This window comes from Actinoplanes auranticolor (genome assembly GCF_018332655.1).
GTDB lineage: Bacteria > Actinomycetota > Actinomycetes > Mycobacteriales > Micromonosporaceae > Actinoplanes > Actinoplanes auranticolor.
In genome coordinates this window covers 129,473-153,699 of the sequence record NZ_BOQL01000024.1, presented here as the reverse complement: position 1 = coordinate 153,699, position 24,227 = coordinate 129,473, and the positions used below count along the sequence as shown (strand labels likewise).

Annotated in this window: 20 protein-coding genes and 1 pseudogene; 10 read left to right on the top strand and 11 right to left on the bottom strand. The window is 73.3% G+C overall.

All coding sequences use genetic code 11. The features are described from left to right. The first annotated feature begins 6 nt into the window (after nucleotides 1-6). From Aau02nite_RS15115 to Aau02nite_RS15105, 3 genes are all read left to right on the top strand, one after another. Nucleotides 7-915, top strand: coding sequence for a LamG-like jellyroll fold domain-containing protein (locus Aau02nite_RS15115; protein WP_212989041.1), 909 nt, complete (start codon nucleotides 7-9; stop codon nucleotides 913-915). Nucleotides 916-917: 2 nt separating this feature from the next. After that, entirely contained in the window at nucleotides 918-2,984 is a 2,067-nt protein-coding gene (locus tag Aau02nite_RS15110) for a PQQ-dependent sugar dehydrogenase (protein WP_212989040.1), read from the top strand. A gap of 94 nt (nucleotides 2,985-3,078) precedes the next feature. Then, a complete protein-coding gene (locus Aau02nite_RS15105; protein ID WP_212989039.1) occupies nucleotides 3,079-4,020 on the top strand; it encodes a S41 family peptidase in 942 nt (313 codons plus the stop codon). A 9-nt stretch (nucleotides 4,021-4,029) separates the two neighbouring features. Here Aau02nite_RS15105 and Aau02nite_RS15100 read toward each other — a convergent pair whose 3' ends face one another. The 9 genes from Aau02nite_RS15100 to Aau02nite_RS15060 form a co-directional block, all read right to left on the bottom strand. Continuing rightward, nucleotides 4,030-4,269 carry a hypothetical protein gene (locus Aau02nite_RS15100; RefSeq protein WP_212989038.1) on the bottom strand — a complete coding sequence of 80 codons (240 nt, stop codon included), beginning with the start codon at nucleotides 4,267-4,269 and terminating at the stop codon, nucleotides 4,030-4,032. 51 nt (nucleotides 4,270-4,320) lie between these two features. Beyond that, entirely contained in the window at nucleotides 4,321-5,355 is a 1,035-nt protein-coding gene (locus Aau02nite_RS15095; RefSeq protein WP_281420990.1) for a glycosyltransferase family 2 protein, read from the bottom strand. 173 nt (nucleotides 5,356-5,528) lie between these two features. Beyond that, nucleotides 5,529-5,774 carry a DUF5709 domain-containing protein gene (locus tag Aau02nite_RS47375; protein WP_212989036.1) on the bottom strand — a complete coding sequence of 82 codons (246 nt, stop codon included), beginning with the start codon at nucleotides 5,772-5,774 and terminating at the stop codon, nucleotides 5,529-5,531. Further along, nucleotides 5,761-7,968 carry an alpha-galactosidase gene (locus tag Aau02nite_RS15085; protein WP_212989035.1) on the bottom strand — a complete coding sequence of 736 codons (2,208 nt, stop codon included), beginning with the start codon at nucleotides 7,966-7,968 and terminating at the stop codon, nucleotides 5,761-5,763. The genes Aau02nite_RS47375 and Aau02nite_RS15085 overlap by 14 nt, the downstream gene beginning before the upstream one ends. A 20-nt stretch (nucleotides 7,969-7,988) precedes the next feature. Further along, complete coding sequence (locus tag Aau02nite_RS15080) at nucleotides 7,989-9,110, bottom strand: aromatic ring-hydroxylating oxygenase subunit alpha (protein WP_212989034.1); 1,122 nt, start codon at nucleotides 9,108-9,110, stop codon at nucleotides 7,989-7,991. Beyond that, nucleotides 9,107-10,258, bottom strand: a complete 1,152-nt coding sequence (gene solA, locus Aau02nite_RS15075; RefSeq protein ID WP_212989033.1) for an N-methyl-L-tryptophan oxidase — start codon at nucleotides 10,256-10,258, stop codon at nucleotides 9,107-9,109. Before solA ends, Aau02nite_RS15080 begins: the two co-directional genes overlap by 4 nt. 8 nt (nucleotides 10,259-10,266) lie before the next feature. Then, complete coding sequence (locus tag Aau02nite_RS15070; protein ID WP_212989032.1) at nucleotides 10,267-12,618, bottom strand: GcvT family protein; 2,352 nt, start codon at nucleotides 12,616-12,618, stop codon at nucleotides 10,267-10,269. A 169-nt stretch (nucleotides 12,619-12,787) separates the two neighbouring features. After that, nucleotides 12,788-13,432 carry a response regulator gene (locus tag Aau02nite_RS15065; RefSeq protein ID WP_212989031.1) on the bottom strand — a complete coding sequence of 215 codons (645 nt, stop codon included), beginning with the start codon at nucleotides 13,430-13,432 and terminating at the stop codon, nucleotides 12,788-12,790. Beyond that, nucleotides 13,423-14,535, bottom strand: a complete 1,113-nt coding sequence (locus Aau02nite_RS15060) for a sensor histidine kinase (RefSeq protein ID WP_212989030.1) — start codon at nucleotides 14,533-14,535, stop codon at nucleotides 13,423-13,425. Before Aau02nite_RS15060 ends, Aau02nite_RS15065 begins: the two co-directional genes overlap by 10 nt. Nucleotides 14,536-14,686: 151 nt before the next feature. Here Aau02nite_RS15060 and Aau02nite_RS15055 point away from each other — a divergent pair, with 151 nt between their 5' ends. The 6 genes and pseudogenes from Aau02nite_RS15055 to Aau02nite_RS15030 all read left to right on the top strand — a co-directional run bounded on the left by Aau02nite_RS15055 (nucleotide 14,687) and on the right by Aau02nite_RS15030 (nucleotide 20,034). Continuing rightward, a complete protein-coding gene (locus tag Aau02nite_RS15055) occupies nucleotides 14,687-16,279 on the top strand; it encodes an MFS transporter (RefSeq protein WP_212989029.1) in 1,593 nt (530 codons plus the stop codon). Between the two features lie 46 nt (nucleotides 16,280-16,325). After that, the gene (locus Aau02nite_RS15050) at nucleotides 16,326-16,940 is read left to right on the top strand and encodes a TetR/AcrR family transcriptional regulator (RefSeq protein ID WP_307857891.1); all 615 of its coding nucleotides are present in this window, start codon (nucleotides 16,326-16,328) and stop codon (nucleotides 16,938-16,940) included. Next, nucleotides 16,937-17,908 (top strand): threonine ammonia-lyase, encoded by a 972-nt coding sequence (locus Aau02nite_RS15045; protein ID WP_212989027.1) that lies wholly within the window; start codon nucleotides 16,937-16,939, stop codon nucleotides 17,906-17,908. Before Aau02nite_RS15050 ends, Aau02nite_RS15045 begins: the two co-directional genes overlap by 4 nt. Before the next feature lie 60 nt (nucleotides 17,909-17,968). Next, a complete protein-coding gene (locus Aau02nite_RS15040; RefSeq protein WP_246595158.1) occupies nucleotides 17,969-18,871 on the top strand; it encodes a DUF5995 family protein in 903 nt (300 codons plus the stop codon). Nucleotides 18,872-18,917: 46 nt separating this feature from the next. Next, a pseudogene (locus Aau02nite_RS47860) lies at nucleotides 18,918-19,355 on the top strand (glycosyltransferase); the annotation flags it as partial. Between the two features lie 43 nt (nucleotides 19,356-19,398). Then, nucleotides 19,399-20,034 carry a hypothetical protein gene (locus tag Aau02nite_RS15030; RefSeq protein WP_212989025.1) on the top strand — a complete coding sequence of 212 codons (636 nt, stop codon included), beginning with the start codon at nucleotides 19,399-19,401 and terminating at the stop codon, nucleotides 20,032-20,034. 52 nt (nucleotides 20,035-20,086) lie between these two features. Here the strand turns inward: Aau02nite_RS15030 and Aau02nite_RS15025 are convergent, their stop codons facing one another. Next, complete coding sequence (locus tag Aau02nite_RS15025; RefSeq protein WP_212989024.1) at nucleotides 20,087-20,545, bottom strand: Hsp20/alpha crystallin family protein; 459 nt, start codon at nucleotides 20,543-20,545, stop codon at nucleotides 20,087-20,089. Between the two features lie 204 nt (nucleotides 20,546-20,749). On the opposite strand from Aau02nite_RS15025, the gene Aau02nite_RS15020 reads away from it, so the two are divergent. Continuing rightward, nucleotides 20,750-21,868, top strand: coding sequence for a pyridoxal-phosphate dependent enzyme (locus Aau02nite_RS15020; protein WP_212989023.1), 1,119 nt, complete (start codon nucleotides 20,750-20,752; stop codon nucleotides 21,866-21,868). A gap of 311 nt (nucleotides 21,869-22,179) precedes the next feature. On the opposite strand, the gene Aau02nite_RS15015 is transcribed toward Aau02nite_RS15020, so the two are convergent. Beyond that, nucleotides 22,180-24,087, bottom strand: coding sequence for a DUF8189 domain-containing protein (locus Aau02nite_RS15015; RefSeq protein WP_212989022.1), 1,908 nt, complete (start codon nucleotides 24,085-24,087; stop codon nucleotides 22,180-22,182). Nucleotides 24,088-24,227: the final 140 nt, after the last annotated feature.

The window sequence follows — 24,227 nt, the reverse complement described above, 5'->3', positions numbered from 1 at the left end:
GTTCCGATGAGGCGCGCACTCCTCGCCACCGCCGTGGTCGTCGCGATCGGCGCCGCCGCGGTCCCGGCGCAGGCGGGCTCCACCGGCCCGCGTGACGTCCATCCGTCGCTGCGATCGAGCCTGGTCGCCTTCTACGACTTCGACCACCCGATGCCCTCGGATCCCGCGCTGGAGGCCGACCGGGGCCGCTCCGGCACCGAGATCGAGCTGGTCAACGGCGGCGCCGCCATGCGGGTGACCGACCGGGCCTACCCCGGCGGCCGCAAGGTCCTGCAGACCCGGCCGGTCGCCGCCGGCACCACCGACGACTGGAAGGCGGGCATCTGGTCGGCCAGCGGCGTCCGTACGCTGCGCGCCTTCAACGCGGCCGAGGGCACCACCGTGATGGGCTGGTTCAAACGCTCGATGGACGGCCCGGCCGCCGGCTTCAACGCGATCGGCCTGGCCGGCGTCCTGACCGGCGACTCCGACGGGCACGCCGTGCGCGCGCTGCTCGAACTGATCGACGTCAACGGCACGCTGCGCCTGGTCGCGCTCGGCCGCCGCATCGACGGTGGCACCTCGCAGACGTTCGCCGCGAACGAGGACTGGCGCACCCTGCTGCCCAAGGACGAGTGGGTGCACCTGACCGCCACGTTCGACTTCACCACGGGCACCATGGCGCTCTACCGCAACGGCCGGGCGGTCGAGGGCTTCTCCACCCGTACCGACGACCCGTGGCTGATCAACGGCCCTGGACCGCACGTCACCACGGCCACCGATCCGCGCGGCATCAAGATCGGCGGCAGCTTCCCCTGGCAGGGCTCGCCGGACCGTAACCCGTGCGACTGCCGGATGGACGCGCTCATGCTCCTCGACCGCTCGCTCCCGGCGCGCGACGTCGCGAGCCAGTACCGCTTCATGACCCGGGGGTAATGATGTTCCGAAGGATCCTGCCCGTCGCCGCCCTGCTGTTGTCCGCTCTGGTCGGTCTGCCCCAGGCGGCCCAGGCCGCGGACGGCGCCGTCCACGACCCGATACCCACCGAACCGGTGACCTCCCGGCTCGGCCTGGTGCTCTCCGAGTACGCGAGCTTCCCGCAGTCGTCCACCGACCCGCCGCTGATCGACCAGCGGCTCAACCGGGTCGCCCGGATCAACACCATCATGGAGGTGCCGGACGGCTCGGGCCGGCGCGCGGTGCCCGACCTGAACGGCAACCTGTACTTCGTGGAGAACGGGGTGCCGCACGTCTACCTCGACGTGGCCGCGACCTTCCAGCCGGAGTTCTTCTCCGGCCGCGGCCTCGGCCAGGGCTTCGGGTACGTCGCGTTCCACCCGGACTTCCAGCGCAACGGCCTGTTCTACACCATCCACACCGAGGAAGGGGCGATCACCAGCGACGTCCCGGACTACCGGCAGACGACCGTGCTGTTCCACGGGGTCATCACCGAGTGGAAGGCCACCGACCCGGCCGCCCGCACCTTCGCCGGCACCCACCGCGAGGTGCTGCGGATCGGCTTCGGCGGCCAGATCCACGGCATCCAGGAGATCAACTTCAACTCCACCGCCCGGCCCGGCGACGCCGACTACGGACTGCTCTACCTGGCCGTCGGCGACGGGGGCCAGGGCGCGAACAACACCGACCCGCAGAACCTGGCACTGCCGCACGGCAAGCTGCTGCGCATCGACCCGAGCGGCACCAACGCGCCGAACGGCAGGTACGGCATCCCGGCGTCGAACCCGTACGTGGGGCAGGCCGGGCGGCTGGGCGAGATCTACGCGTACGGCATGCGCGACCCGCACCGGTTCAGCTGGGACCGGGCGACGGGCCGGCTGTACCTGGGCCACATCGGTGAGCACGCGGTCGAGGCCATCTACGAGGTGCGCGCCGGGGACAACCTGGGCTGGAGCGAGCGCGAGGGCACGTACGTCTACGACAGGAGCGCCACGAACCCGTGCGACCGGCTGCTGCCGTTGCCGGCCGACGACGCCGGTTACACGTACCCGGTGGCCGCGTACGACCACAACCCGCCGCCGGGCTGGAACTGCACCTCCGACGTCGGGGTGGCCGTGGCCGGCGGCTTCGTCTACCGCGGCCGCGACGTGCCCGCCCTGCGCGGCAAGTACGTCTTCGGCGACCTGGTCGACGGCCGGGTGCTCTACACCGAGGCGAGCGAGATGCGCCGCGGCCGGCCCGCGGCCACCATCCACCGGCTCCAGCTGTTCGACGCCTCCGGCACCGCAGTGCGCATGCAGGACCTGTCCGGACCGGGCGCGCCCGGCGACCCCAACCGGGTCGACCTGCGGTTCGGCACCGACGCCCGGGGCGAGCTCTACCTGCTGGCCAAGGCGAACGGCAAGGTCTGGAAGGTGACCGGCACCCGTACCTTCGCGGCCGGGCCGGTGGGCCACACCCGGGTGCGGCCCACGATGGAACCGGCGAGCTGGGCGCCGGTCACCCCGGCCAAGTGGCGCCTCACCGGCGACGAGGTGATCCTCGCGGAGGCGGGCGTGCAGCGCCCCGGCCCGCGGCGCCCGTTCGAGTACGCGGTCCTGACGGCGGGCCCGGCCCTGTCGTCGGTCGAGATCAAGGCGACGGTACGCCTGGACGAACCGGTCGAGGTCACCAACCGCGACGTGATCATCGTCTTCGGCTACCGCTCGGACACGGAGTTCTACTACGCCCACCTGTCCACGGACAACACGATCTACCCGCACAACGGCATCTTCAAGGTGAACAACGCCGACCGGGAGCGCCTCGACTACCAGTGGAACGGCCGCTCCCGCGGCGCGAACCCGGCGGTGGTCGACCGCGACTGGCACGACGTGGTGGTCCGGCACCTGCCGGCGACCGGCGAGATCGCGGTGTACGTGGACGGATCGCGGGACCCGCTGATGACGGCCCGCGACACGACGTTCGGCTCGGGGCGGGTCGGCTTCGGCTCGTTCGACAACATCGGCCGCCTCGACGCCCTGAAGGTGACCGGCACCCCGGCCACCTGAGATACCGATCGCCGGAGCCGGCACCGGGACGTCGTCCGGTGCCGGCTCCCGGACGGGGCACCGGGACCGGCCGGATCCGGTTAGGTTGGCCGGCATGTCGCCGCACATCATCGACCCAGCGCTGGATCTGCTCTGCGCCAACTACATCTTCCCGGAGAAAGCCGCGGCGGCAGCCGACGCGATCCGTCGGCGCCGGGCGGCCGGCGAGTACGACGGACTGGACGAGGAGACCCTGGCGGCGCGGCTCACCGCCGACCTGGCCGAGGTCTGCGCCGACAAGCATCTGCGCGTCCGGACCCGGGAGGCGGCGCTGCACGACGTGCTGACCCGGGACGAGTTGGAGGCGGCCTACCGGGAGAGTCTGCGGCACGCCAATTACGGCATCGCCCGGGTCGAACGGCTCGACGGCAACGTCGGCTACCTCGACCTGCGGCAGATCGCCGAGGCCGCGGTGGGCGGCCGGGCCATCGCCGCGGCGATGGAGCTGATCGTGCACACCGAGGCCCTGATCATCGACCTGCGCCGGAACCGCGGCGGCGTGCCGAACGGCGTCACGTTCTGGCTCAGCTATCTGTTCCGTGACGACGAGACGCATCTGAACGACATCTACGACGGCCCGTCCGGCCGTACCCGGCAGTTCTGGAGCCTCGCCCACCTGCCCGGTGAGCGGTACCCGGACCGGCCCGTCTTCGTGCTGACCAGCGGGGCCACGTTCTCGGCGGGCGAGGAGTTCTGCTACAACCTGCAGGCGCTGGGCCGCGCGACGCTGATCGGGGAGACCACGCGGGGCGGAGCCCACCCCACCGAGGTCTTCCCCATCACCGCCACCGTCGAGATCACCGTGCCCCTGGCCCGCTCGGTCAACCCGGTGACCGGCGGCAACTGGGAGGGCACGGGCGTGGTGCCGGACATCGGGGTGCCGGCCGCGGCGGCGTTCGATCTCGCGTACCGCAAGGCCCTCGAACACGTGCTCACGACCTCGGCTCCGGATGCGGTGCTGGCCGAGGCCGAGGCAGCCCTGGCGGAGGCTGCCTGAGCGGGGACGTCAGCGGCGCCGGTGTCGCGGGGCGCTGCGGGCGGTCACCGGCCGGCCGTTGAAGGTCAGCCGGAAGCGGCTGCCGCGCACCCCCACCGGCACCGGCTCGAGGGCGATCCGCGGGCCGAACTTGGTCAGGGTGATCAGAACGCCGCCCAGCACCGCCACGGCGATGCCGAGCCAGAGCAGGTTCAGGACGCTCATCGTCACCCCGCCCAGGGTGAGGCCGATGCCGGTCTTGGGAAGCATGGCGGAATACACGTCTCGGTGCCTTTCGTCGATGGAAGATGGTCGCCGGAATCAGGTGGCGACCCAGGCGCCCTTGTCGCCGCGGACGAACTTGACCAGAGCCCTGGCGTAGCTGAAGGTCAGCAGCAGTGTGTAGAGCTGCTCCGGGAGGAACAGGGCGGCGTACAGGCGGGCGCGCGGGCCCATGGCCCAGACGCTCCAGACCCGTTCGGCCAGCAGGATCAGCGACGGCAGGGTCCAGTACCAGCGGAAGTCCACGCCGCCGAGCAGCATGACCGACACCGCGAGCGCAACCAGGTAGAAAGCGGCGACCAGCGCGGAGAGCAGCAGGCCGGCCTGCTGCCGCCAGTACGTCCAGCGCATGTGGAACGGCATCAGCCGGCCGTACTGGGCGATGTTGCGCAGCGCGCCGAGATACCAGCGTTCCCGCTGCCCGACCAGCTTGCCCACGGTCTCCATCACGTCGGTGGTGGCCCACATGCCGACCGGTGAGCGCACCGCGTAACCGCAGGTCTGCAGGGCGAAGGTGAGCTCGTTGTCCTCGGTCAGCGAATGCGTGTCGTAGAAGCTGCGCCCGGCCGGCAGCAGGGTCGCCGTCCGCCGCTGCTCGCGCACGTCGAGCAGGGCGCCGTAGCTGAACAGCGTGCCGGTGCCGGTGAGCACGAAGGCCCGTTCACCCATCCGCTTGGCGACCTGGCCGTACCGGTGGAACTCCATGCGCTGCAGGTAGCCCAGCGCGCTCGCGCAGGGCCGGCCGGCGAAGGTCCCGCCGACGCCGCCGACACCGGAGGTGAGGTTGCGCTCGGCCACCTCGAGGAACTCCGGCGACAACGTCGTGTCGGCGTCCATGACCAGGACGGCACGACGGCCACCACCCGCAGCAGCCGCGGCCGCACGGTCACCCGCCGGGTCTGCTGACCGGCGAGCCGCGGCACGGGGATCCGGGTGCTGCCGGCGCTGTGGCGGGGGCCCGCCGCAGCGGTGGTGCCGGGTCCGGGGGTCATCGGGGCTCTTGATCCATTCAGTGGGTCCGGTCGATGTGTGGCCCCTCGAAACATAGGTGAACCGGCCCGGTCCGGTAATCACGCGACGGAGGTCATCCGTCCGTCGCCCGGTCGCGCCCGGACGTCGGCCTCGGCGGCATGCACGGGCGGTGCCGTCCCGGGCGCGAAGGCGGTGACCTGCCCGGACACGCGGAAGCCCACCCGCCCAAGGTCACGAGACCGGTGGGCGGATGGGCCGGGAGGCGCGGGGAGCCGCTAGCGCCGCGGGCCCTCGCCGGGCCCGTTCGGGTCGTCACTGATGTGGATCGTGGCCTCCTCGGCGCTCGCCGTGCCGGAGTCGATCCCCGCGTCGAAGGCGACCGCGTCGCGCTCCTCGTCCGGGCCGAGGCCCTCGTCCTCGGCGTACAGCCGGCCCGAGCGCGGGTCCTGCTCCGTGCCGCGGCGGGCGATGTCGTCCTCGTCGGCGTCCCACTGGTCGTCGCTGCCGTCAGCTCGGGTCATCGTCACTCCCGGGTGATCTCGTACCGGCACTGCCGCGAGGCTGGACCCTGTCGACCGCGTAGAGCAGCACCTGGTCCGGGTGCACGCGGGGAGAGGCGACGCCGGCGTGTTCGAGTGCCGCGCCGGTCAGGATCCGGCCCGAGCGGTCGGGGCCCCACCACCGCGGGGCGATCAGGCCGGACGGCTCCGGGCCGATGATGACCGGGCGGATCCGGTAGCGGGCCTGCGGGTCCAGGTCCCGCAGGCGCAGCCGGGCGCCCGGGTCCGGGGCGATGCTGTCGGTGACCGCCATCGCGAACAGCGCCCGGGACCGGTCGGGCGCGACGACGCCGTGCACCAGCACGCGCTCCTCGTAGCCGTCCAGCCGGACCAGGTCACCGCCGAGCAGCAGGTCGCGTTCGCGCTGGTAGAACGCCACCCACTCGCGCAGCTCGGCCGTCTCGCTCGCGGTGGCCTCGGCGAGGTCCCATTCGATGCCCAGGTGGCCGAAGATCGCCGTGCCGGCCCGGAACGCGAGGTCGTGGCGGCGGCCGGTGACGTGCGAGCGGCCCGAGGCGATGTGCGAGCCGAGGTATTCCGGCGGGACCAGCTGGGTGGTCCAGCGCATCATCCGCTGGCGGTCGTGCGGGTCGATGTTGTCCGAGACCCAGACCCGATCGGTACGCTCCAGCACCGCCAGGTCGACCCGGGCCCCGCCGGAGGAGCAGGACTCGATCTCGAGCTCCGGGTGCGCGGCGCGGATCTCGTCCAGCAGCCGGTAGAACGCCAGGGTCTGCGCGTGCACCCCGGGCCGCCCGCCGCGGGTCCGGTCGCCGGCCTCGACCAGGTCGCGGTTGTGGTCCCACTTGAGGTAGCCGATGTCGTACTCCCGCAGCACCGCGAGGATCTGGTTCCTGACGTGTTCGTACGCCTCCGGGATGCCCAGGTTGAGCACCTGCTGGGTGCGGGCCTCGACCGGCCACGCCGCACGCGCGGACATGATCCACTCCGGGTGGGTCCGGGCCACGTCCGAGTCCGGGTTGACCATCTCCGGCTCGAACCACAGGCCGAACTGCAGGCCCAGCGCCCGGACCCGGTCCACCAGCGGATGCAGCCCGGCCGGCCAGACCTGCGGCGAGACCACCCAGTCGCCGAGCCCGGACGTGTCGTCGCGGCGGGAGCCGAACCAGCCGTCGTCCAGCACGTACCGCTCGACGCCGGCGGCCGCAGCGCGCTCGGCCAGGTCGATCAGCCGGTCGGTGTCGTGGTCGAAGTAGACGGCCTCCCAGACGTTGAGGGTCACCGGGCGCCGGGTGGACACCTCGGGCTCGCGGGAGCGCAGGTGCCGGTGGAAACGCCGGGCGATCTGGTCGAGGCCGTCGCCGTACGCCGCGTACAGCCACGGGCTCTCGTAGCTCTCGCCGGTGGCCAGCCGGATCTCCCCGGGCAGCAGCAGTTCGCCCCCGCCGAGCAGCCGTTCGCCGCTGTGCACCTGCTCGGCGTAGTGCGTGTGGTTGCCGCTCCACGCGGTGTGCACCGCCCAGATCCGGCCCGCGGCGAAGCCGAACCCGGCCGTGCCGGCGTGCAGCACGTACGCGCTGTCGGCCCCGGTGCGGCCCTTGCGGCTCTCCCGCAGGTGCGTGCCGGCCGGGAACGGTGTCCGCACCGGCACCCGTTCCTGGTTGTGCCGGCCGGTGAAGTCGAGCAGCTCGGTGGCCTCGGCCGGCACCGGCAGCGCCAGCACCAGGTCGTCCAGGGCGTACGGCTCGCCGGCGAGGTTGCGCACCGCCGCGTGGGCCCGCAGCAGCCCGGTGGGCAGCAGTTCCAGGGTCAGCCGCAGCTCCAGCCGGCCGGCGTCGTCCACCGCCCGGGCCTCGACGCGCCCGGTACCACCGGCGTGGAAGGCGCCCACCGGGACGTCGTCGACGGTGAGCCCGGTGACGCCGAACGCGGGGGACCAGCCGGCGCCCGCGAAGGAGCCGCGCAGGCCGGGTCGGCCGGTCCAGCCGGTGTCGTGGCCGGGCAGCACCGCGATCCGCGGCCGGACGTCCGGGTCGTTCGAGCCGGTCACCGGCTGGGCTGCGGCGACGAGCGCTTCGGCCTGCTCCTCGTCCAGCTCCGGCAGGGCGGGGCCCCAATAGGTGACCGCGGGCAGCCGCCCGGCGGTGCCGTCGATCAGCACGGTGACGCCGGCCGCGGTCAGGGCGATGATCATGCACCCACCCTACGACCCGGTCAGCCGGCCAGCCGGGTACGCAGCCAGTCGTGGAAACCGGCGATGTGGTGCTCACTGGGCACCAGCACCCCGCCGCCGGCGTACGCCCGCGAGGCCATCCCCGGCTGGCAGCGCTCGCAGGCGTCGAAGTCCTGCCGGTTGACCCGGTCGAAGAGCTCCACCGAGCGCGACAGGTCCCGGCCCTCGGCGACCACCTCGTGCGGGTACAGCCAGTCGCACTCGACCACCGTGCGGTCCGCCGCCAGCGGGTACATCCGGTGCAGGATCACGTGGTCCGGCACCAGGTTGAGGAACACCTGCGGCCGGATGGTCACGGCGTAGTAGCGCCGGTCCTGGCTCGCGTCGATGCCCGCGATCGGGGCCGTCCCGGCGCTGCCGTCCACGGTGAAGCCCTCCACGTCCGGCCCGAACTCGGCGCCGTGACCCACGTAGTACTGGGCCGCGTAGCCGCCCGCGAACTCCGGCAGCACGTGCACCAGTTCCGGGTGGATCGTCGCGCAGTGGTAGCACTCCATGAAGTTCTCGATGATGAGCTTCCAGTTGGCCCGCACGTCGTAGCGGATCCGCCGGCCGACGGTGAGGTTCTCGATCCCGTAGCGCTCGACCGACGCCAGGTCGCCCAGCCGTTGCTCGCAGGCGCCCTGCACGGTCTCGGTGAACGACGGGGCGGTGGCGGCCAGGCAGACCCAGACGTAGCCCAGCCACTCGCGGACGTGCACGGCGTTCAGGCCGTACTCCACCCGGTCGATGTCGGGCATCTTGACCAGGTTGGGCGCCGCGACCAGCTTGCCGTCCAGGTCGTACGCCCACGCGTGGTACGTGCACCGGAACGTCCGCCGGACCGACCCGCTGTCGTCGGCGCACAGCTGGGCGCCGCGGTGCCGGCAGATGTTGAGGAAAGCGCGCGCCGCACCGGCCGCGTTGCGCGTCACCAGCACACTCTCCCGGCCCACCCGGACCGTGCGGAAGGCGCCCGGCGTGGCGATGTCCGAGCCGCGCACCGCGCAGAACCACATCTGCTCGAAGATCCGCTCCTGCTCGGCGGCGAAGACGGCGGGGTCGGTGTAGTAGGTGCCCGGCAGGGTCCGCAGCAGGCTGGCCGGCAGCTCGGTCATGGTCATGAGGTCACCCCTGTGAGGCGGCGTGGGTGGAACAGGTCGATCGGGTGCGCCGTCGCGCCCGTGGTGGCCAGGTCGGCCAGGATCTCGCCGACCACCGGCACGAACTTGAAGCCGTGCCCGGAGAACCCGCACGCGACGGTGACCGCCTCGTGCGCCGGGTGCCGGGCGATCACGAAGTGCTCGTCCGGGGTGTTGCTGTACAGGCAGGTCTTGGCCCGCAGGAACGTGCCGGGCAGGTCGGGCAGGTTGCGCCGGGTCCGGTCGGCCATCGCGCGGATCTCGTCCGGATGCACCTCGCGGTCGATGGTCTCCGGGGTGGTGACGACGCCGCGCCGGAAGAACGCCACCTTGGCCCCGCCGTCCGGTCCGTCGATGGCCGGGAAGCCGTAGATCTGGCTGCCGGCGGCGTCCTCCCAGATGTAGATGGGGTGCCGCTCGGGGGTGAACGGCGCCACCCCGCCGACCGGCTGGAACCAGTACTGCACCTGGCGTTCGATGGTGAACGGCACGCCGAGATCGGCCAGCAGCCGGGGCGCCCACGGCCCAGGGGTGATGACCAGCTGCCCGCCCGTGTACGAACCCGATCCGGTCTCCACCCGCACACCGCCGCCCGGCCCCGGCGCCCAGCTGGTCATCGGCTCGTCGAAGCGCAGCTCGGCGCCGGCCCGCGCGGCCAGGGTGAGCTGGGCCGACACGGTGGCCTCGGGACGCACGAAGCCGGCCTTGGCCTCGTACAGCGCGACCTCGTCCGGGCGCGGGCTCAGCGTGGGGAAGCGCCGGCGCAGCGCGGCCGCGTCGAGCATCTCGTGCTCGAGCCCCCAGCGCTCGGCGCTGAGCCGGCTGCCCGAGACGGTCAGGCTCTCCGGGCGCCCGACCATCACCCCGCCGGTCAGCGTGACGACGTCGGTGCCGGAGTCGCGGGCCAGCGCGTCGTACAGCTCGTAGGCGCGCAGCAGCAGGGGCACGTAGTCGGGGCTCTCGAAATACGACTGCCGGGTGATGCGGGAGCCGCCGTGGCTGGCTCCCCGGTCGTGCGCCGGGCCGAACTTCTCCAGGCCCAGCACCCGGACCCCGCGCTCGGCGAGCTGGTGGACGGCCGCACTGCCCATTCCACCGAGTCCGACCACGATGACGTCGAATGCGGCCACGCTGGCTCCTATCGCCGGATGCGTTCGTGTTTCGGGTCGAACAGGGGCTCGGCCGTCACCCGGGCGGGCAGCAGCCGGTCGAAGTAGCCGATCTGCACGGCCGTACCGGGCACGGCGATCTCGGCGGGCAGCCAGGCGTAGGCGATCGGCGCGCCCACGGTGTGCCCGTACGCCGCGCTGGTCACGAAGCCCGCCGGCCGGTCGTCCGCGTAGACCGGCTCCCGGCCCATCGGCACGCAGCCCTCGTCCTCCAGCACCAGGCAGGTGAGCAGGCGCGCGGGCTCACGCCGCTGCAACAGGGCGGACCGCCCGACGAAGTCACCGCGGTCCAGCCTGACGGCGAAACCCAGGCCCGCCTCGTACGGGTCGTTTTCGGCGGTCATGTCGGTGCCCCAGGCCCGGTAGCCCTTCTCCAGCCGCAGGCTGGTGAACGCGGCCCGCCCGCCCGCGACCACCCCGAGCCCGGCGCCGGCCTCCCACAGCGTGTCCCACAACCGCAGCCCCAGCTCGGCGGTGGTGTAGACCTCCCAGCCCAGCTCGCCCACATAGGACAGCCGGAGCATGGTGACCGGCACCGGACCCAGATGGGCGCGCCGGGCCCTGAAGTAGCCGAACGCGGTGTGCGAGACGTCGATGTCGGCCAGCGGCCCGATCAGCTCCCGGGCCAGCGGACCCCACACGCCGACGCAGCAGGTGGCGCCGGTGATGTCCCGGATGACCACCCCGGCCGGCGCGCGCCGCAGCAGCCAGTCCAGGTCCAGGGGCCCGTTGACGCCGACCTGGAACCGGTCCTCGGCCAGGCGGGCCACGGTCACGTCGCTGCGGATGCCGCCGGCCTCGTCCAGCAGCAGCGTGTAGACCACCGTGCCGACCGGCCGGTCGAGGTCGTTGCTGCTCAGCCCCTGCAGGAAGGAGAGCGGCCCGGTCACTTCCAGGCGGGTCAGCGGGGTCATGTCGTACAGGGCGACGCGCTCCCGGGTGGCCCGGGCCTCCGCCGCCGCGATCGGGGACCAGTGCCGGGCCGACCACTCGTCGCGCGGTACGGCGGTACGGGGCAGCCCGGCGTTGGCCTCGTACCAGAGCGGCCGCTCCCAGCCGGCCGCCTCGCCGAACACCGCACCGAGCTCGCGCTGCCGGGGGTGGAACGGGCTCACCCGCAGGTCCCGGACCGAGGGCGGGTCCAGCGGATGGATGATGTCGTACACCTCGACGAAGCTGCGCACCGAGCGCTCCCGCACGTACGCCGGGGACAGCTGCGACACGTCGAAGCGGTTCAGGTCACACTCGTGCAGGTCGAGGCCCGGCCGCCCGTCGACCAGCCACTGGGCCATCGCCCGGGCCACCCCCGCGGAGTGCGTCACCCAGACCGCCTCGGCCGTCCAGAAGCCGCGCACCTCCCGGGACTCGCCGAGCAGCGGGAAGCCGTCGGCGGTGAACGAGAAGACGCCGTTGAAGCCCTCCTCGACCGCGCTGCCGGCCAGCGTGGGCAGCAGCTCGGTGGCGGCGGTCCACGACTCGGCGAAGTCGCCGGGGGTGAAGGCCAGCATGGACGGCTGCGGGCCCGCGGCCAGCTCGCTGAGCTCGACCGGCATCGGCCGGTGCAGGTAGGAGCCGATGCCGAGCCGGTCGCCGTGCGAGCGGAAGTACAGGTCGCGGTCCTGATGCCGCAGGATCGGGGTGGGCAGCGGGCCGGGCAGCGTCGCGGTGCGGGCGTACTGGTGGGCCATGGGCAGCAGGGGTACGGGCACGCCGGCCAGGGCACCGACGGCCGGGCCCCAGAAGCCGGCGCAGCTGACCACGATGTCGGCCGGATAGGTGGCGTCGTCGGTGCGTACCCCCGTCACCCGGCCGCCGTTGTGCTCGACCGCCACCACGCGCTGGTGCGCCAGGAACCGGGCGCCGCGGGCGATGGCCCGGCGGGCCTGGACCTCGCCGGCGTCGACCGCCCGGGCCAGTCCGTCACCGGGCACGTGCAGCCCGCCCCGCACGTCGCCGAGCAGCGGATACCTCTCCCGGCAGGCGTCCGGCCCGAGGACCTCCGCGGCGATGCCCCACGCGGTCGCGAAGCCATGCCGGCGGTGCAGCTCGCGCAGCCGCTGCGGCGTGGTAGCCACCTCCAGGCTGCCCACCGCGTCGAAGCAGCCGAGCCTGGTCAGCTTGGCCACGGTGTAGCGGGCCAGAGCGGCCATCGTCCGGGACGGATTGGTCTGGAACACCAGGCCGGGCGCGTGCGAGCTGGATCCGCCCGTGCTGAACAGCGGGCCCTGCTCCAGCACCGTCACGTCGGTGCGGCCGCGCAGCGTGAGCTCGTCCGCCAGGGCGCACCCGACGATTCCGGCTCCGATGATGACGATCGTCATGCCCGCGTCCCTTCGCCGAACGAACGTGCCGTGCCGAGGAGCGGGCCGCCTCTCCGTCGTCACAGGATCGGCAGCGGCGGTGGCGCCGGTCAATGGGCGATCGAGACTTTTACCGCGACGCAACAAACCCCTGCCCCGAGGTTTCCGCAGGGGCCGGATCGCGGGCCCGTCAGGAGCTCAGGTAACGCAGGACGGCCAGGACCCGGCGGCTGTAACCGGCCGCCCGGTTCAGTTCCAGCTTGTCGAAGATCGCGTTCACGTGCTTCTCCACCGCGCTCTGCGACACGTGCAGCTTCGCGGCCACGGCGGCGTTGGTGTGGCCCTGCGCCATCTGTTCCAGCACCGCGCGTTCCCGCTCGGTGAGCCGGGCCAGCGGGTCCATGTGGGAGGTCCGGGCGAGCAGCTGGCGGACCACCTCCGGGTCGATCGCGGCGCCGCCGGTGCGGACCCGTTCCAGCGAGGCGAGGAACTCGTCCACCCGCGACACCCGGTCCTTGAGCAGGTAGCCGACGCCGGCCGAGTCGGCGCCCAGCAGCTGGGTGGCGTACGTCTTCTCGACGTGCTGGGACAGGACGAGGACCCCCACGGCCGGCCACCGGCGCCGGACCTCCAGCGCCGCCCGCAGCCCCTCGTCGGTGTGGGTGGGCGGCATCCGCACGTCCACGACGATCACCTCGGGGCTGTGCCGTTCCACCTCCCGCAGCAGCGCGTCACCGTCGCCGACCGCCGCGAGCACCTCGTGGCCCTCCTCGGCGAGCAGGCGGACCAGGCCCTCGCGCAGCAGGGTCGAGTCCTCGGCCAGGATCAGTCGCACGGGATCTCCACCTTGATCTCGGTCGGCCCACCGGCCGGGCTGTGCACGGTAAGGACGCCGTCCAGCGCGGCGACCCGCAGGCCCAGCCCGGACAGGCCGCTGCCGCCCGGGTCGGCACCACCGGCACCGTCGTCGGCGACCAGGACGGACACCCCGGCGGCGGTCCGGGTGACGGTGACGTCGATCCGGGCCGCGCCGGAGTGTTTCACGGCGTTGGTGACCGCCTCGGAGACCACGAAGTAGGTCGCGGTCTCCACCGGGCGCGGCAGCGGCCGGTCCACCCGCAGCTTTAGGTGCACCGGAATCCCGGAGCGTTCCGCGACGCCGGTCAGCGCCTCGGCCAGCCCGAGGTCGTCCAGCACCGTCGGGTAGGCCCGCCAGGCGACCTCGCGCAGCTCGACCAGCACGTCCTCGGACTCCTGGTGGGCCTGGGCCAGCAGCCGGGCGGCCGCCGCGGGGTCACGCTGGCGCCGGGCCCGGCCGAGCAGCACGGCCAGCGCGACCAGCCGCTGCTGCACACCGTCGTGCAGGTCGCGCTCGATGCGCCGGCGTTCGCGGTCCACCGCCTGGACGATGCCGGCCCGGCTCGCGGAGAGCTCGGCGATCCGGCGCCGCAGCACCTCGTGCTCGGGCGGCCCGAGGTGCCGGCGGGCCAGCCGCGCGTCGAGCCGGGCGAGGGCGGCGATGCCCTGCAGGTCGAGGAAGAGCAGCACGCCGCCGAGCACGAGCTGGGCGAGCAGGTCCCAGCCGCCGAGTGAGCCGCGCAGCAGCCCGCGCACGACCAGCACGGCCAGCACGAGACCCACCCCGAGCAGACCCAGCACGACGCCGGAGAGCAGCCCGGCACCGACGCGGGCGAGCAGGTAGGGCAGCGGCTGCCGGGCAGGCGGCCATTGCTCACCGAAGAACAGGGAGCGGCGGCGCAGTTCGACGGCGGCGAGCCGGTCGGCCCCGGCCCGGGCCCAGCGCCTGGCGGCGGGTCGCGAGCCGGGCCACAGGAACGCCGGCAGCAGCCCGAGCCCGCCGATGACCAGGCCCCCGAGCGCCAGGACGGCGGTCAGGACACCGGTGAGGAAGCCGGTGGCCGGCCGTACGGCGCGCACGGTCGCCGACTCTAGCGACCTGACCGAGGGTGACGGCGCCCACAATACGATACGAGTCTGTTCCGTATCGCCGGAGACGGGTCTACGGTCGGCCAGAGATACGGAACTGTTCCGTATCGGATCCGCCGCCAGAGTTCAGGAGTGGCACCGCATGGACGTTCCCACCGCAGAGAACACCGGGCATCCCCGGCGCTGGGCCATTCTCGCCGTACTCGTCATCAGCCTGCTGGTGGTCGTGCTGGACAACACCGTCCTGAACGTCGCCCTGCGGACCATCGCCGACCCGGACGAGGGGCTCGGCGCCAGCCAGAGCCAGCTCGCGTGGGCCATCAACTCGTACACCCTGGTCTTCGCCGGCCTGCTGTTCACCGCCGGCATCCTGGCCGACCGGCTCGGCCGCCGGATCACCCTGAACGTCGGCCTGGTCCTGTTCGGCCTGGCCTCGCTGGTGTCGGCCTACGCCCAGACGGCCGACCAGCTCATCTGGGCCCGCGCGCTGATGGGCCTGGGCGCCGCCGCGATCATGCCGTCGACGCTGTCGATCATCTCCAACGTCTTCGACCCGCGGGAGCGCGGCCGGGCGATCGGCGTCTGGGCCGGCGCCGTCGGCCTCGGCGTCGCCATCGGGCCGATCGTCGGCGGCCTGCTGCTCGAGCACTTCTGGTGGGGCTCGGTCTTCCTGATCAACGTGCCGGTCGTCATCGCCGGAGTCGTGCTGGTCAGCATGCTGGTCCCCGAATCGCGCGACCCGCGGCCCGGCCGCATCGACATCGTCGGCGTGCTGCTCAGCATCGTCGGGCTCACCCTGCTCACCTACGGCGTCATCGAGGGCGGCGAGAATGGCTTCGGCCGGCCCGAGGCCTGGGGCACGCTGGTCGCCTCGGTCGCGGTCCTGACCGCCTTCATCCTGTACGAGCGCCGCATCACCTTCCCCTCGCTGGACGTCAAGCTCTTCGGCATCCCGCAGTTCTCGGCCTCGGTCGGCGCCATCGGCCTGGTCTTCTTCGCGGCCATGGGGGCGATGTTCTTCAGCGCCTTCTACCTGCAGCTGGTCCGCGGCTACGGTCCGCTGGCCTCCGGCGCGCTGTTCGTGCCGTTCGCGGTGGCCCAGATGGTCTTCGCGCCGCGCAGTGCCGCGATGGTCAAGCGGTTCGGCCCGAAGCTGGTCAGCACCGTCGGCCTGCTCCTGGTGGCGGCCGGCCTGGCCGGCTGGATGGTCGTCGGCGCGACCACGCCGATCTGGGTCGTCGGGGCGCTGTTCTTCCTGATGGGCGTGGGCATGGCCAACGTGATGCCGCCGGCCACCGAGGCGATCATGTCCGTGCTGCCCCGCGAGAAGGCCGGTGTCGGCTCGGCGGTCAGCAACACCATCCGGCAGATCGGTGGCGCCCTGGGTGTGGCCGCGCTGGGTGCGGTCGTCTCCTCCTCGTACCGCGACGACGTCACGACGGCCACTGCCGGGCTGCCGGACGCCGCCCGCGAGGTGGCCCGCGAATCCATCTCCGGCGCGTACGGGGTGGCGGCCCAGGCCGGCCCGGGCGGCGACGCGCTGATCGGCGCGGCCAACGACGCCTTCATCACCGCGATGCACTACGCCTCGATCGGCAGCACGATCTTCGCGCTGCTCGGCGCGCTCGTGGCGGCCATCTGGCTGCCGGGCAAGCCGCCGGCCGGCGCTTCCGCCCCGACGACAGCCGAGGGGCTGGCCGAGGAGCAGGGCATCGCGCTGGTCGACGCGTCATGACCGGGGCAGGTGGCCGCGCCATGAAGGCTCGGTAACAATGGAGCCCATGACGACGGTCAGCGTGCACGAATCGGCCGGCCAGGACCGCAAGGCTCCTGGCCGGCCGCGCAACGCGCAGGCCGACCAGGCCATCATCCAGGCGGTCTTCGACCTGCTCAGCTCGGGCCAGAGCGCCGACGCGGTCTCCATCGAGGCGGTGGCGGCCAAGGCGGGTGTGGGCAAGGCGACGATCTACCGGCGCTGGCCCAACAAGGAGGCCCTGCTGGTCGACGCGGTGGCCGCCATGAAGGGCCCGCTGCCGGAGCCGGTGGGCGACTCGGTCCGCGACGACCTCATCATGCTGATCTCCGCCATGCGCAACAAGCGGATGGAGCACTACGGGAAGATCACCATGTGCCTGCTGCCGGAGATCGCCAAGAGCCCCGAGATGCGGCGGATCTACCAGGGCGTCATCGAGCCGCGGCGCGAGGTGATGCGCGGCGTGCTGCGCCGGGGCATCGCCACCGGCGAGCTGCGCGCCGACCTGGACGTGGAGCTGACCCTGCTGATGCTCTCGGGGCCGGCCGCGATGCAGAACATGGTGCACTGGAATCCGCAGGTCCCCGAGGACGACTTCGCCGAGCACCTGGTGGACGCCATTCTGCGCGGTGCTGCCGCGTGAGTGTGACGCTCGGCGACGTCCGCGACGCCGCCGCCCGGCTGCACGGCGTCGCGCACCGCACGCCCGTGCTGCGCTCGCGCACCCTGGACCGGCTGGCCGGCACCGAGGTGCACCTCAAGGCCGAGAACTTCCAGCGGATCGGCGCCTTCAAGTTCCGCGGCGCGTACCACGCGGTCTCCCGGCTCGACCCGGAGCAACGGGCCCGGGGCATCACCGCGTACTCGTCCGGCAACCACGCGCAGGCCGTCGCGCTCGCCGCCCGGGAGTTCGGCACCACCGCGGTCATCCTGATGCCGGCGGACACCCCGGCGTCCAAGCAGGAGGCCACGGCCGGGTACGGCGCCGAGATCGTCACCTACGACCGCTACACCGGCGACCGGGTCGCGCTGGGCGCGGCGCTGGCGGCCGAGCGGGGGCTCGCGCTGATCCCGCCGTACGAGCACCCGCACGTGATCGCCGGGCAGGGCACCGCCGCGCTGGAGCTGCTCGACCAGGCCGGCGAACTCGACGCGCTGCTGACGCCGGTGGGCGGCGGCGGGCTGATGGCCGGCAGCGCCACGGCGGCCAAGGGCGTGCACCCGGGGATCCGGATGATCGGCGTGGAGCCGCAGGACGGCGACGACACCCGGCGGTCCCTGGCCGTGGGGGAGCGGGTCGCGATCCCGGTGCCCCGCACGATCGCCGACGGCCAGGCCGCGGACATCCCCGGCGAGCTGACCTTCTCGATCAACCGCCGGCTGCTCGACGAGGTCGTGCTGGTCAGCGACGACGAGATCCGCGACGCCATGCGGTTCGCCTTCGAGCGGCTGCGCATCGTGCTGGAGCCCAGCGGCGCCACCGGCCTGGCCGCGCTGCTCGCCGGGCGGGTCCGGCCGCTGCCGCGCCGGACCGGCGTGATCCTCTCCGGCGGCAACGTCGACGCCGTACGCTTCGCGGAGCTGGTCAATCCGGCGTTTACTGTCGGGTAGCCGCCGGGACCCTGGTCAGCCGGGACCGTGTTCTCCATGGTGTACGGCGTGGAGGAATCGATGACAGTCACCTTCGACCGTGACGACGCCCAGCGCAGCGCCGGGGTGCTGCGCGAGGAGCGCCTGCAGCTCCAGCCGGCCGTGCCGCGGGGGCGCGGCTGGGCACCCGCGCACATCGAGGTCGCGGACCTCTGTGGGGCCGAGTGTCCCGACATCGGCACGGTGCTCAAGCACCTGACCACCGCCCAGCAGATCTTCGACCGCCTGCCCCCGCCGGCCGAGAACAGGGTCGCCGCCTTCAACTCGCTGTACTTCACCATCACCGACCGGGTGGCCCAGGCCCTGCGCACCGCGGACGTGCGCGACAAGGACTTCCTGGAGCTGCTCGACGTCGAGTTCGCCAAGCGCTACTTCACCGCGCTGCGGCTCTGGGGTGACGACGACACCGCCACCCCGGACGCCTGGGAGGTGCTGTTCCGCCGGGCCCAGGACGACCGGGTGACCCCGCTGGCCGCCGCCATGCTCGGGGTCAACGCGCACATCAACCACGACCTGGCGCTCGCCCTGGTCAGCACCTGGGAGCAGCTGGGCCCGCCGGACGAGGACGAGAAGCACCCGGACTACCTGCTGGTCAACAAGATCTTCTTCGAGGAGATCCCGCCCCTGCGGCGGCGCTACTCGACGCCGTTCCAGCTCACGATCGACCGCCTGGTCGGCAGCCTGGACGACTGGAGCCAGCGGGTGCTGGTGTCGGTGACCCGGGCGCACGCCTGGGAGCAGGCCGAGCGGCTGTGGGCGCTGCGCGACGACCCGGAGGACCTGGACCGGGCCCTGCTGGTGATGGACCGGGCCTCGGCCTACGTCGGTGAGCTGCTGCTGGTCGGCGACGACCTGGTCAACCTGGGCGGCAAGCTGCTGCGCGGACGGCGCCCGGACCGCGACGACGACGTCACGGGCCGCTGACCACGGCACCGGTTCCCCCGGCCGGTCAGCGTCGGCGCTGCCGGTGATGATCTCCCGCGCCTGCCGCACCCCGTCGGCCGCCCGCCCGCCACGGCGGCTCCTGAGCGGTCCGCGACCGGTCCCGGGATGGACAGCCGGTTGCGCGACCGGTCTAGGGTGCCGAGTGGTGCGGCTCCCGCACACCGAGCTGACGTTCATCCCGAACAGCGTGCCGGTGCCGTCGGTGCCACCGTCGCACGGCCGGGACAAGATCGTGGTCGCGGCCGGCCGGCTGGTCCAGGGCAAGCGGTACGACCTGCTGATCCGGGCCTTCGCCGCGGTGACGGCCGAACGCCCGGACTGGCAGCTGCGGGTCTACGGCCAGGGCAGGCTCCGCAACGAGCTGCGCGCTCTGGTCGCCGAGCTCGGGCTGCACGACAACGTGCTGATGATGGGCCCGTACACGCCGATCGAGACGGAGTGGGCCAAGGGCGCGATCGCGCTCGCAGCGCTACGACCCGGCACTGATCGCCGAGCAGTACGAGCAGTTGTTCGAACGTCTCGCCACCCGCAAGGCCACCCGCCGGCGCTGGTGGCACCGCCCGGACCGGCCGGCCACGCCGCAGCCGGTGCTCGGCCCGGCCCCGACCTCCGCCGTTCCGACCGTCGACGCGCTGGTCACCGCGGCCGGCGAGCTGGTGCTGGCGGACGACGCGGAGCTGGTCTGGTGCCGCGACGACGACAAGGTGCCGGTCGGCGGCGATCTGACGGAGGGGGACTGGCAGCTGCGTACCCCGGACGGCGCGGCGGTCCGGGACCGGCCGGTGTACGCCGAGATCGGCGCGGTGCTGATCGACGCGGACGGCCTGCGGATCGAGGGCCGCCTGATCGGCGCGGTGGCGGCCGACCCGGTGCTGGAGCTGCGGAGCGCCGCCACCCGGGAGCTGCCGGGCTCGATCACCGGTACGGGGTTCGCGGTACGGATCGGCGCGCTGCCGGCGGGCACGTGGCAGCTCTGGCTGCGCTACCCGCCGGGACGACCCGCGGTCCGGCCGGGCCGGTTCCTGGACGACGTGGCCCGCAAGGACGTCGCGTACGTGCTGCCGCCGATCACCACCGGCGGTGTCACGATGCAGCCGCACTACGACGCGAACAACGAGTTCTCGATCCGGGTGACGCGCTGAGATTGGTGCCCGGCGGGCGCAACCGCCCGCCGGGCGTTCGGGAGGAGTGCGGTCAGGAGCTCGTGATCGCCTGCTGCGGCGCGGCCTCGCTGGTGACCGCGGGCGTGCCGGTGGCGATCTCGATGCGGCGGGGCTTGGCGGCCTCGGCCACCGGGATGGTCAGGGTCAGGACACCGTCCTGCCAGGTCGCGGCGACCTTGTCGAGGTCGAGACCGTCGCCCAGGGTGAGCCGGCGTTCGAAGGTGCCGGTCGCGCGCTCGCGGCGTACCCACTGCACGTCGGCGTCGGTGCGGGCACTGCGTTCGGCGCGGATGGTCAGCGTCCGGTTGTCCACGTCCACCTGGACGGAGCCGGGGTCGATGCCGGCCAGATCGCAGTGCAGCACGAAGTGGTCACCCGAGCGGTACAGGTCCATCGGCATCGCCATGGTCGCCGAACCGCCTGCGGCGGCGCCGAACACCTGCCCGGCCAGCCGGTCGAACTCGCGGAAAGGATCAAAAGTCAGCACCACGGGATCCACCTCCTCGACGTGACCCGCCGGCCTGTCCGGCGGGCTCGTGGCGCTCGGCTCAGATCAGATCTGCCGAGGTCGCGCCGCGCATCGTGGTGGTCCATCACCGCGGTGAGCAGCAGCGACAAGACATTTTTTAGCACTGTCACCGGATGAGTGCCAACCCTTTCCGGAAAAAATCACGGCTCTGGCAAGATCGGGGGCATGCTTGTGGACCGCGCCGGGCGCCGCTACCCGCTGGACGAGCCGCGCTGGCGCGGCGACGACGGATCGCCGCTGCTGGTCGAGCCGATGCCCGGCATCACCCGCGACGACGTGGACAGCACCGTGCGCTCCCAGTGGCGGTACGCGGCCGCCCTCCCGCAGCCGCTCGGCCGGCGGATCACCCTCGGCGAGGGCCTCACCCCGCTGCTGGACTTCGACGTCGACGGGGTGCCGCTGGCGGTCAAACCGGAGTGGTTCAACCCGACCGCCAGTTTCAAGGACCGCGGCACCACCGTGATGATGTCGGCCCTGGCCACGCAGGGCGTCACCGCGATGCTCGAGGACAGCAGCGGCAACGGCGGCTCGTCGGTGGCCGCGTACGCCGCGGCGGCCGGGATCCGGGCCACCATCCTCGCGCCCGAGTCGACCTCACCGGCGAAGATCCAGCAGAGCCGGGTGCACGGGGCCGTGGTGGAGCTGGTGCCCGGCAGCCGGCAGGCCACCGCCGACGAGGCCGTCCGGCGTTCGGCTGCCACCTTCTACGCGAGCCACAACTGGCACCCCTACTTCCTGCAGGGAACGAAGCTGCTGGCGTACGAGATCTGGGAGGACCTCGGCTTCCGCGCGCCGGACGCGGTCGTCCTGCCCGCCGGGGCCGGCAGCCTGGTCCTGGGTTTCCACCTCGGCTTCGGCGAGCTGCTGCGCTCCGGCGCGATCGACCGCCGTCCCCGCCTGCTGGTCGCCCAGCCCGAGCACTGCAGCCCGCTGGTCGCCGCGTTCGCGGCCGGGGCCCCGGCGGTCTCGCCCGGGCCGTGGAGCCCGACGGTGGCCGAGGGCACGGCGATCGCGGTCCCGGTCCGCGACCGGGAGGTGCTCGCGGCGATCCGCGAGTCGGACGGCGACCTGGCGGCCGTGCCGGAGGCCGCCATCGCCCCGGCGACGTTCGAGCTGGCCCGCCGCGGCCTGTACGCGGAGCCGACCAGTTCCATCGTGGTCCCGGCGATCCGCGAGTTCGTGCGCCGTGGCACGCTGCGTCCCGGCGGGACGACGGTGGTCATCCTGACCGGCTCGGCCCTGAAAGCGGGGGACGCGGTCGGACGCCTGCTGGCCGGGCCCTGAGCGACCGGCCCGCGCGGGTCAGCACCCCGGGCATCGTCGGATGCCGGCCCCACGCCGGCTGGTCGGCGGGGCCGGGCCAGGTCCGGCTCGTCGGTCCGGGTGCCGTCGCGGTGGACCAGACCGGGCGCGCCGGCCGGGTCACCCCCGGCGGCGACGAGGTCGCGGTCTCGTGCTGCTCGAGGGCGCCGAGCAGCACGGGGAACCCGTACGTGACCGCCTTGCGGTAGCGCAGGTCAGCACCACATCCATGCCCCGGCATCCTGCCGGGCGCGGGGGCGGCCCGGTTCACGCCGGACCGCCCCCGATTCGGTTCACCCTCCGACGGGGGTCGTGGCCGGGCTGCTGGAGGTGGCGAGGGCCTGCTCGTACCGGACGACGTCGTCCCGGCCGTGGTCCACGCCGAGCTGGGGGACGGCCAGCCGGACACCCGCGGTCAGTCCCGCCTCGAGCGTCCACTGCGGCGTCCCGCCGAGGCGGACGGACGCGCGGGAGCTCAGCCGTGGCCCGGGGACCCCGGAGATCAGGAAGCTGAACTTCGGCGACACCCCGGCCTGCGCGGTCGCGTTCCGGCTCACCGTCGGCGGCTGGTACGTGAACCTGGCGCTGAAGTCGGCGACCGGGCGCACCGTACCGTCGCGGTAGGCCAGGCCCGCCGTGACCGACGCGGTCTGCCCGGCCGAGGTGGCCAGCGCGGCCCGCACCGAGCCGGTGGCGTCCAGGTACAGCTGCAGTTCCGGGGTGATCACGACCGGCACCGGGCCGACCGAGAACGTGACCGGCTGGAAGCGGATCGGCGCGGCCAGCAGCGCCGTCTCCTTGAGCGAACAGGATCCGCTGCCGTTGATCGAGGTCTTGAGCTGCACGTCCTCGGTCAGAGTGCCGGTGAAGGACACGGCCGAGACGCCGCGCGAGGTCCACGAGGCGTCGAGGTCGAAGCGCGGCGCGATGCTCACCGAACCGGTGATCTCCGCCGTCGCCCCGCCGGAGCAGGGCACGGTCTGTCTGATCGGCTGGACCACCGGGTCGCCGGCCGAGCGGGCGGTGACCCCGCCGGCCCCCAGGGTGAACGTCTCGTCGATGGTGCCCTCCGGGATCGCCTCGGTGAGCCGGGCCGGCATGGCCTCGACCGTGCGGCCGTCGACCGACCGCACCTTGACCAGCAGGCCGTGCGGGGTGACCGGGGTGCTGGTCGCCGCGAGGATCTCGCCCGGCCGGGGCAGGCGCGCGTCCGGGGCGAAACGCAGCGTCTGCCGACCGGCCGGGTCGCCGGTCACCGCGGTGACCGCGGTCTCGGGCAGCACGGTGGCGGTGCTCGCCGCGATGAGGCGGAAGTCGCTCCACCGGCCCGACCGCAGGCTGCTCTGCACCGCCCGCCCGTCCAGACCTAGGGCGGCGATGTCCACCGTGCCGGCCGCACCCGAGGCGGCGGCGATGCCCGAGCCCAGGCGCCCGTCGAGGCGGGTGGCCCGGCCCCAGGTGCGGGCGCCGTTGACGGAGACCCGCGCCGAGGGGGTCAGGTCCCGGTTGCGGGTGATCAGGTGCAGCCGGCCGGTGCCGGGCTCGGCGGCCAGGCCGGGCGTGGCCGTCGAGACCACGCCGGTGTCGCGCCAGCCCGACGGCCGGCCGCCGGTGACCACGGTCGTGCGGACCTTGCGGTCCCGGCCCGCCACGGCGATCACCAGGCTCCCCGACCGGCCCACCGCCGCCGGCGAGGTGCTGAACCGGCCACCCAGTGACGACCAGCCGCTCCACCGGCCGCCCCGCAGCTGACGGACGCGCACCGTACCCTCGTCGTCGCGGACCACGACGGCGAAGGCGCCGCCGCCGAGACCGGCGACGGCGGGCGCGCCGGTGGCGGAGCCGCCGAGGCCGGACCAGGGGCCACCCGCAGCGGTACGCACCCAGACCTGCTCGTCGGCGACGGTCGCGGCCAGCACCTGACCTGAGGCGGGGTCCGCGCCGAGGCCGACCCCGCTGGTGTCGTCCAGCGGCCGGGCCCCGGTGAACGTCGTCGCCTCGGCCCAGCGCCCCAGCGTCGAGACCTGCTCGTGCAGCCGGCGCGGCGCGGAACCGTGCCAGACCACGCGCAGGGCATCGGTTCCGGTGGCGACCAGGGCCGGCGTGGTGTCCGGTACCGCCGAGGCCGACGCGTGCGGCAGGACCAGCAGGGCGGCGCCACCGAGACCGGCCAGGGCCAGCAGGGTGAAGGTACGTCTCACAGCACTCACATCCACGAGGTTCGGGCGACTACGCACGTCGAACGCCCGAGAGCCGCCGGCGACGTGCCCATCGGCCGGGTGGACGGCAATCCGGGCGGAACATCCGACCCCGAACGGCTGAGACGAGCCTCACCGCATCA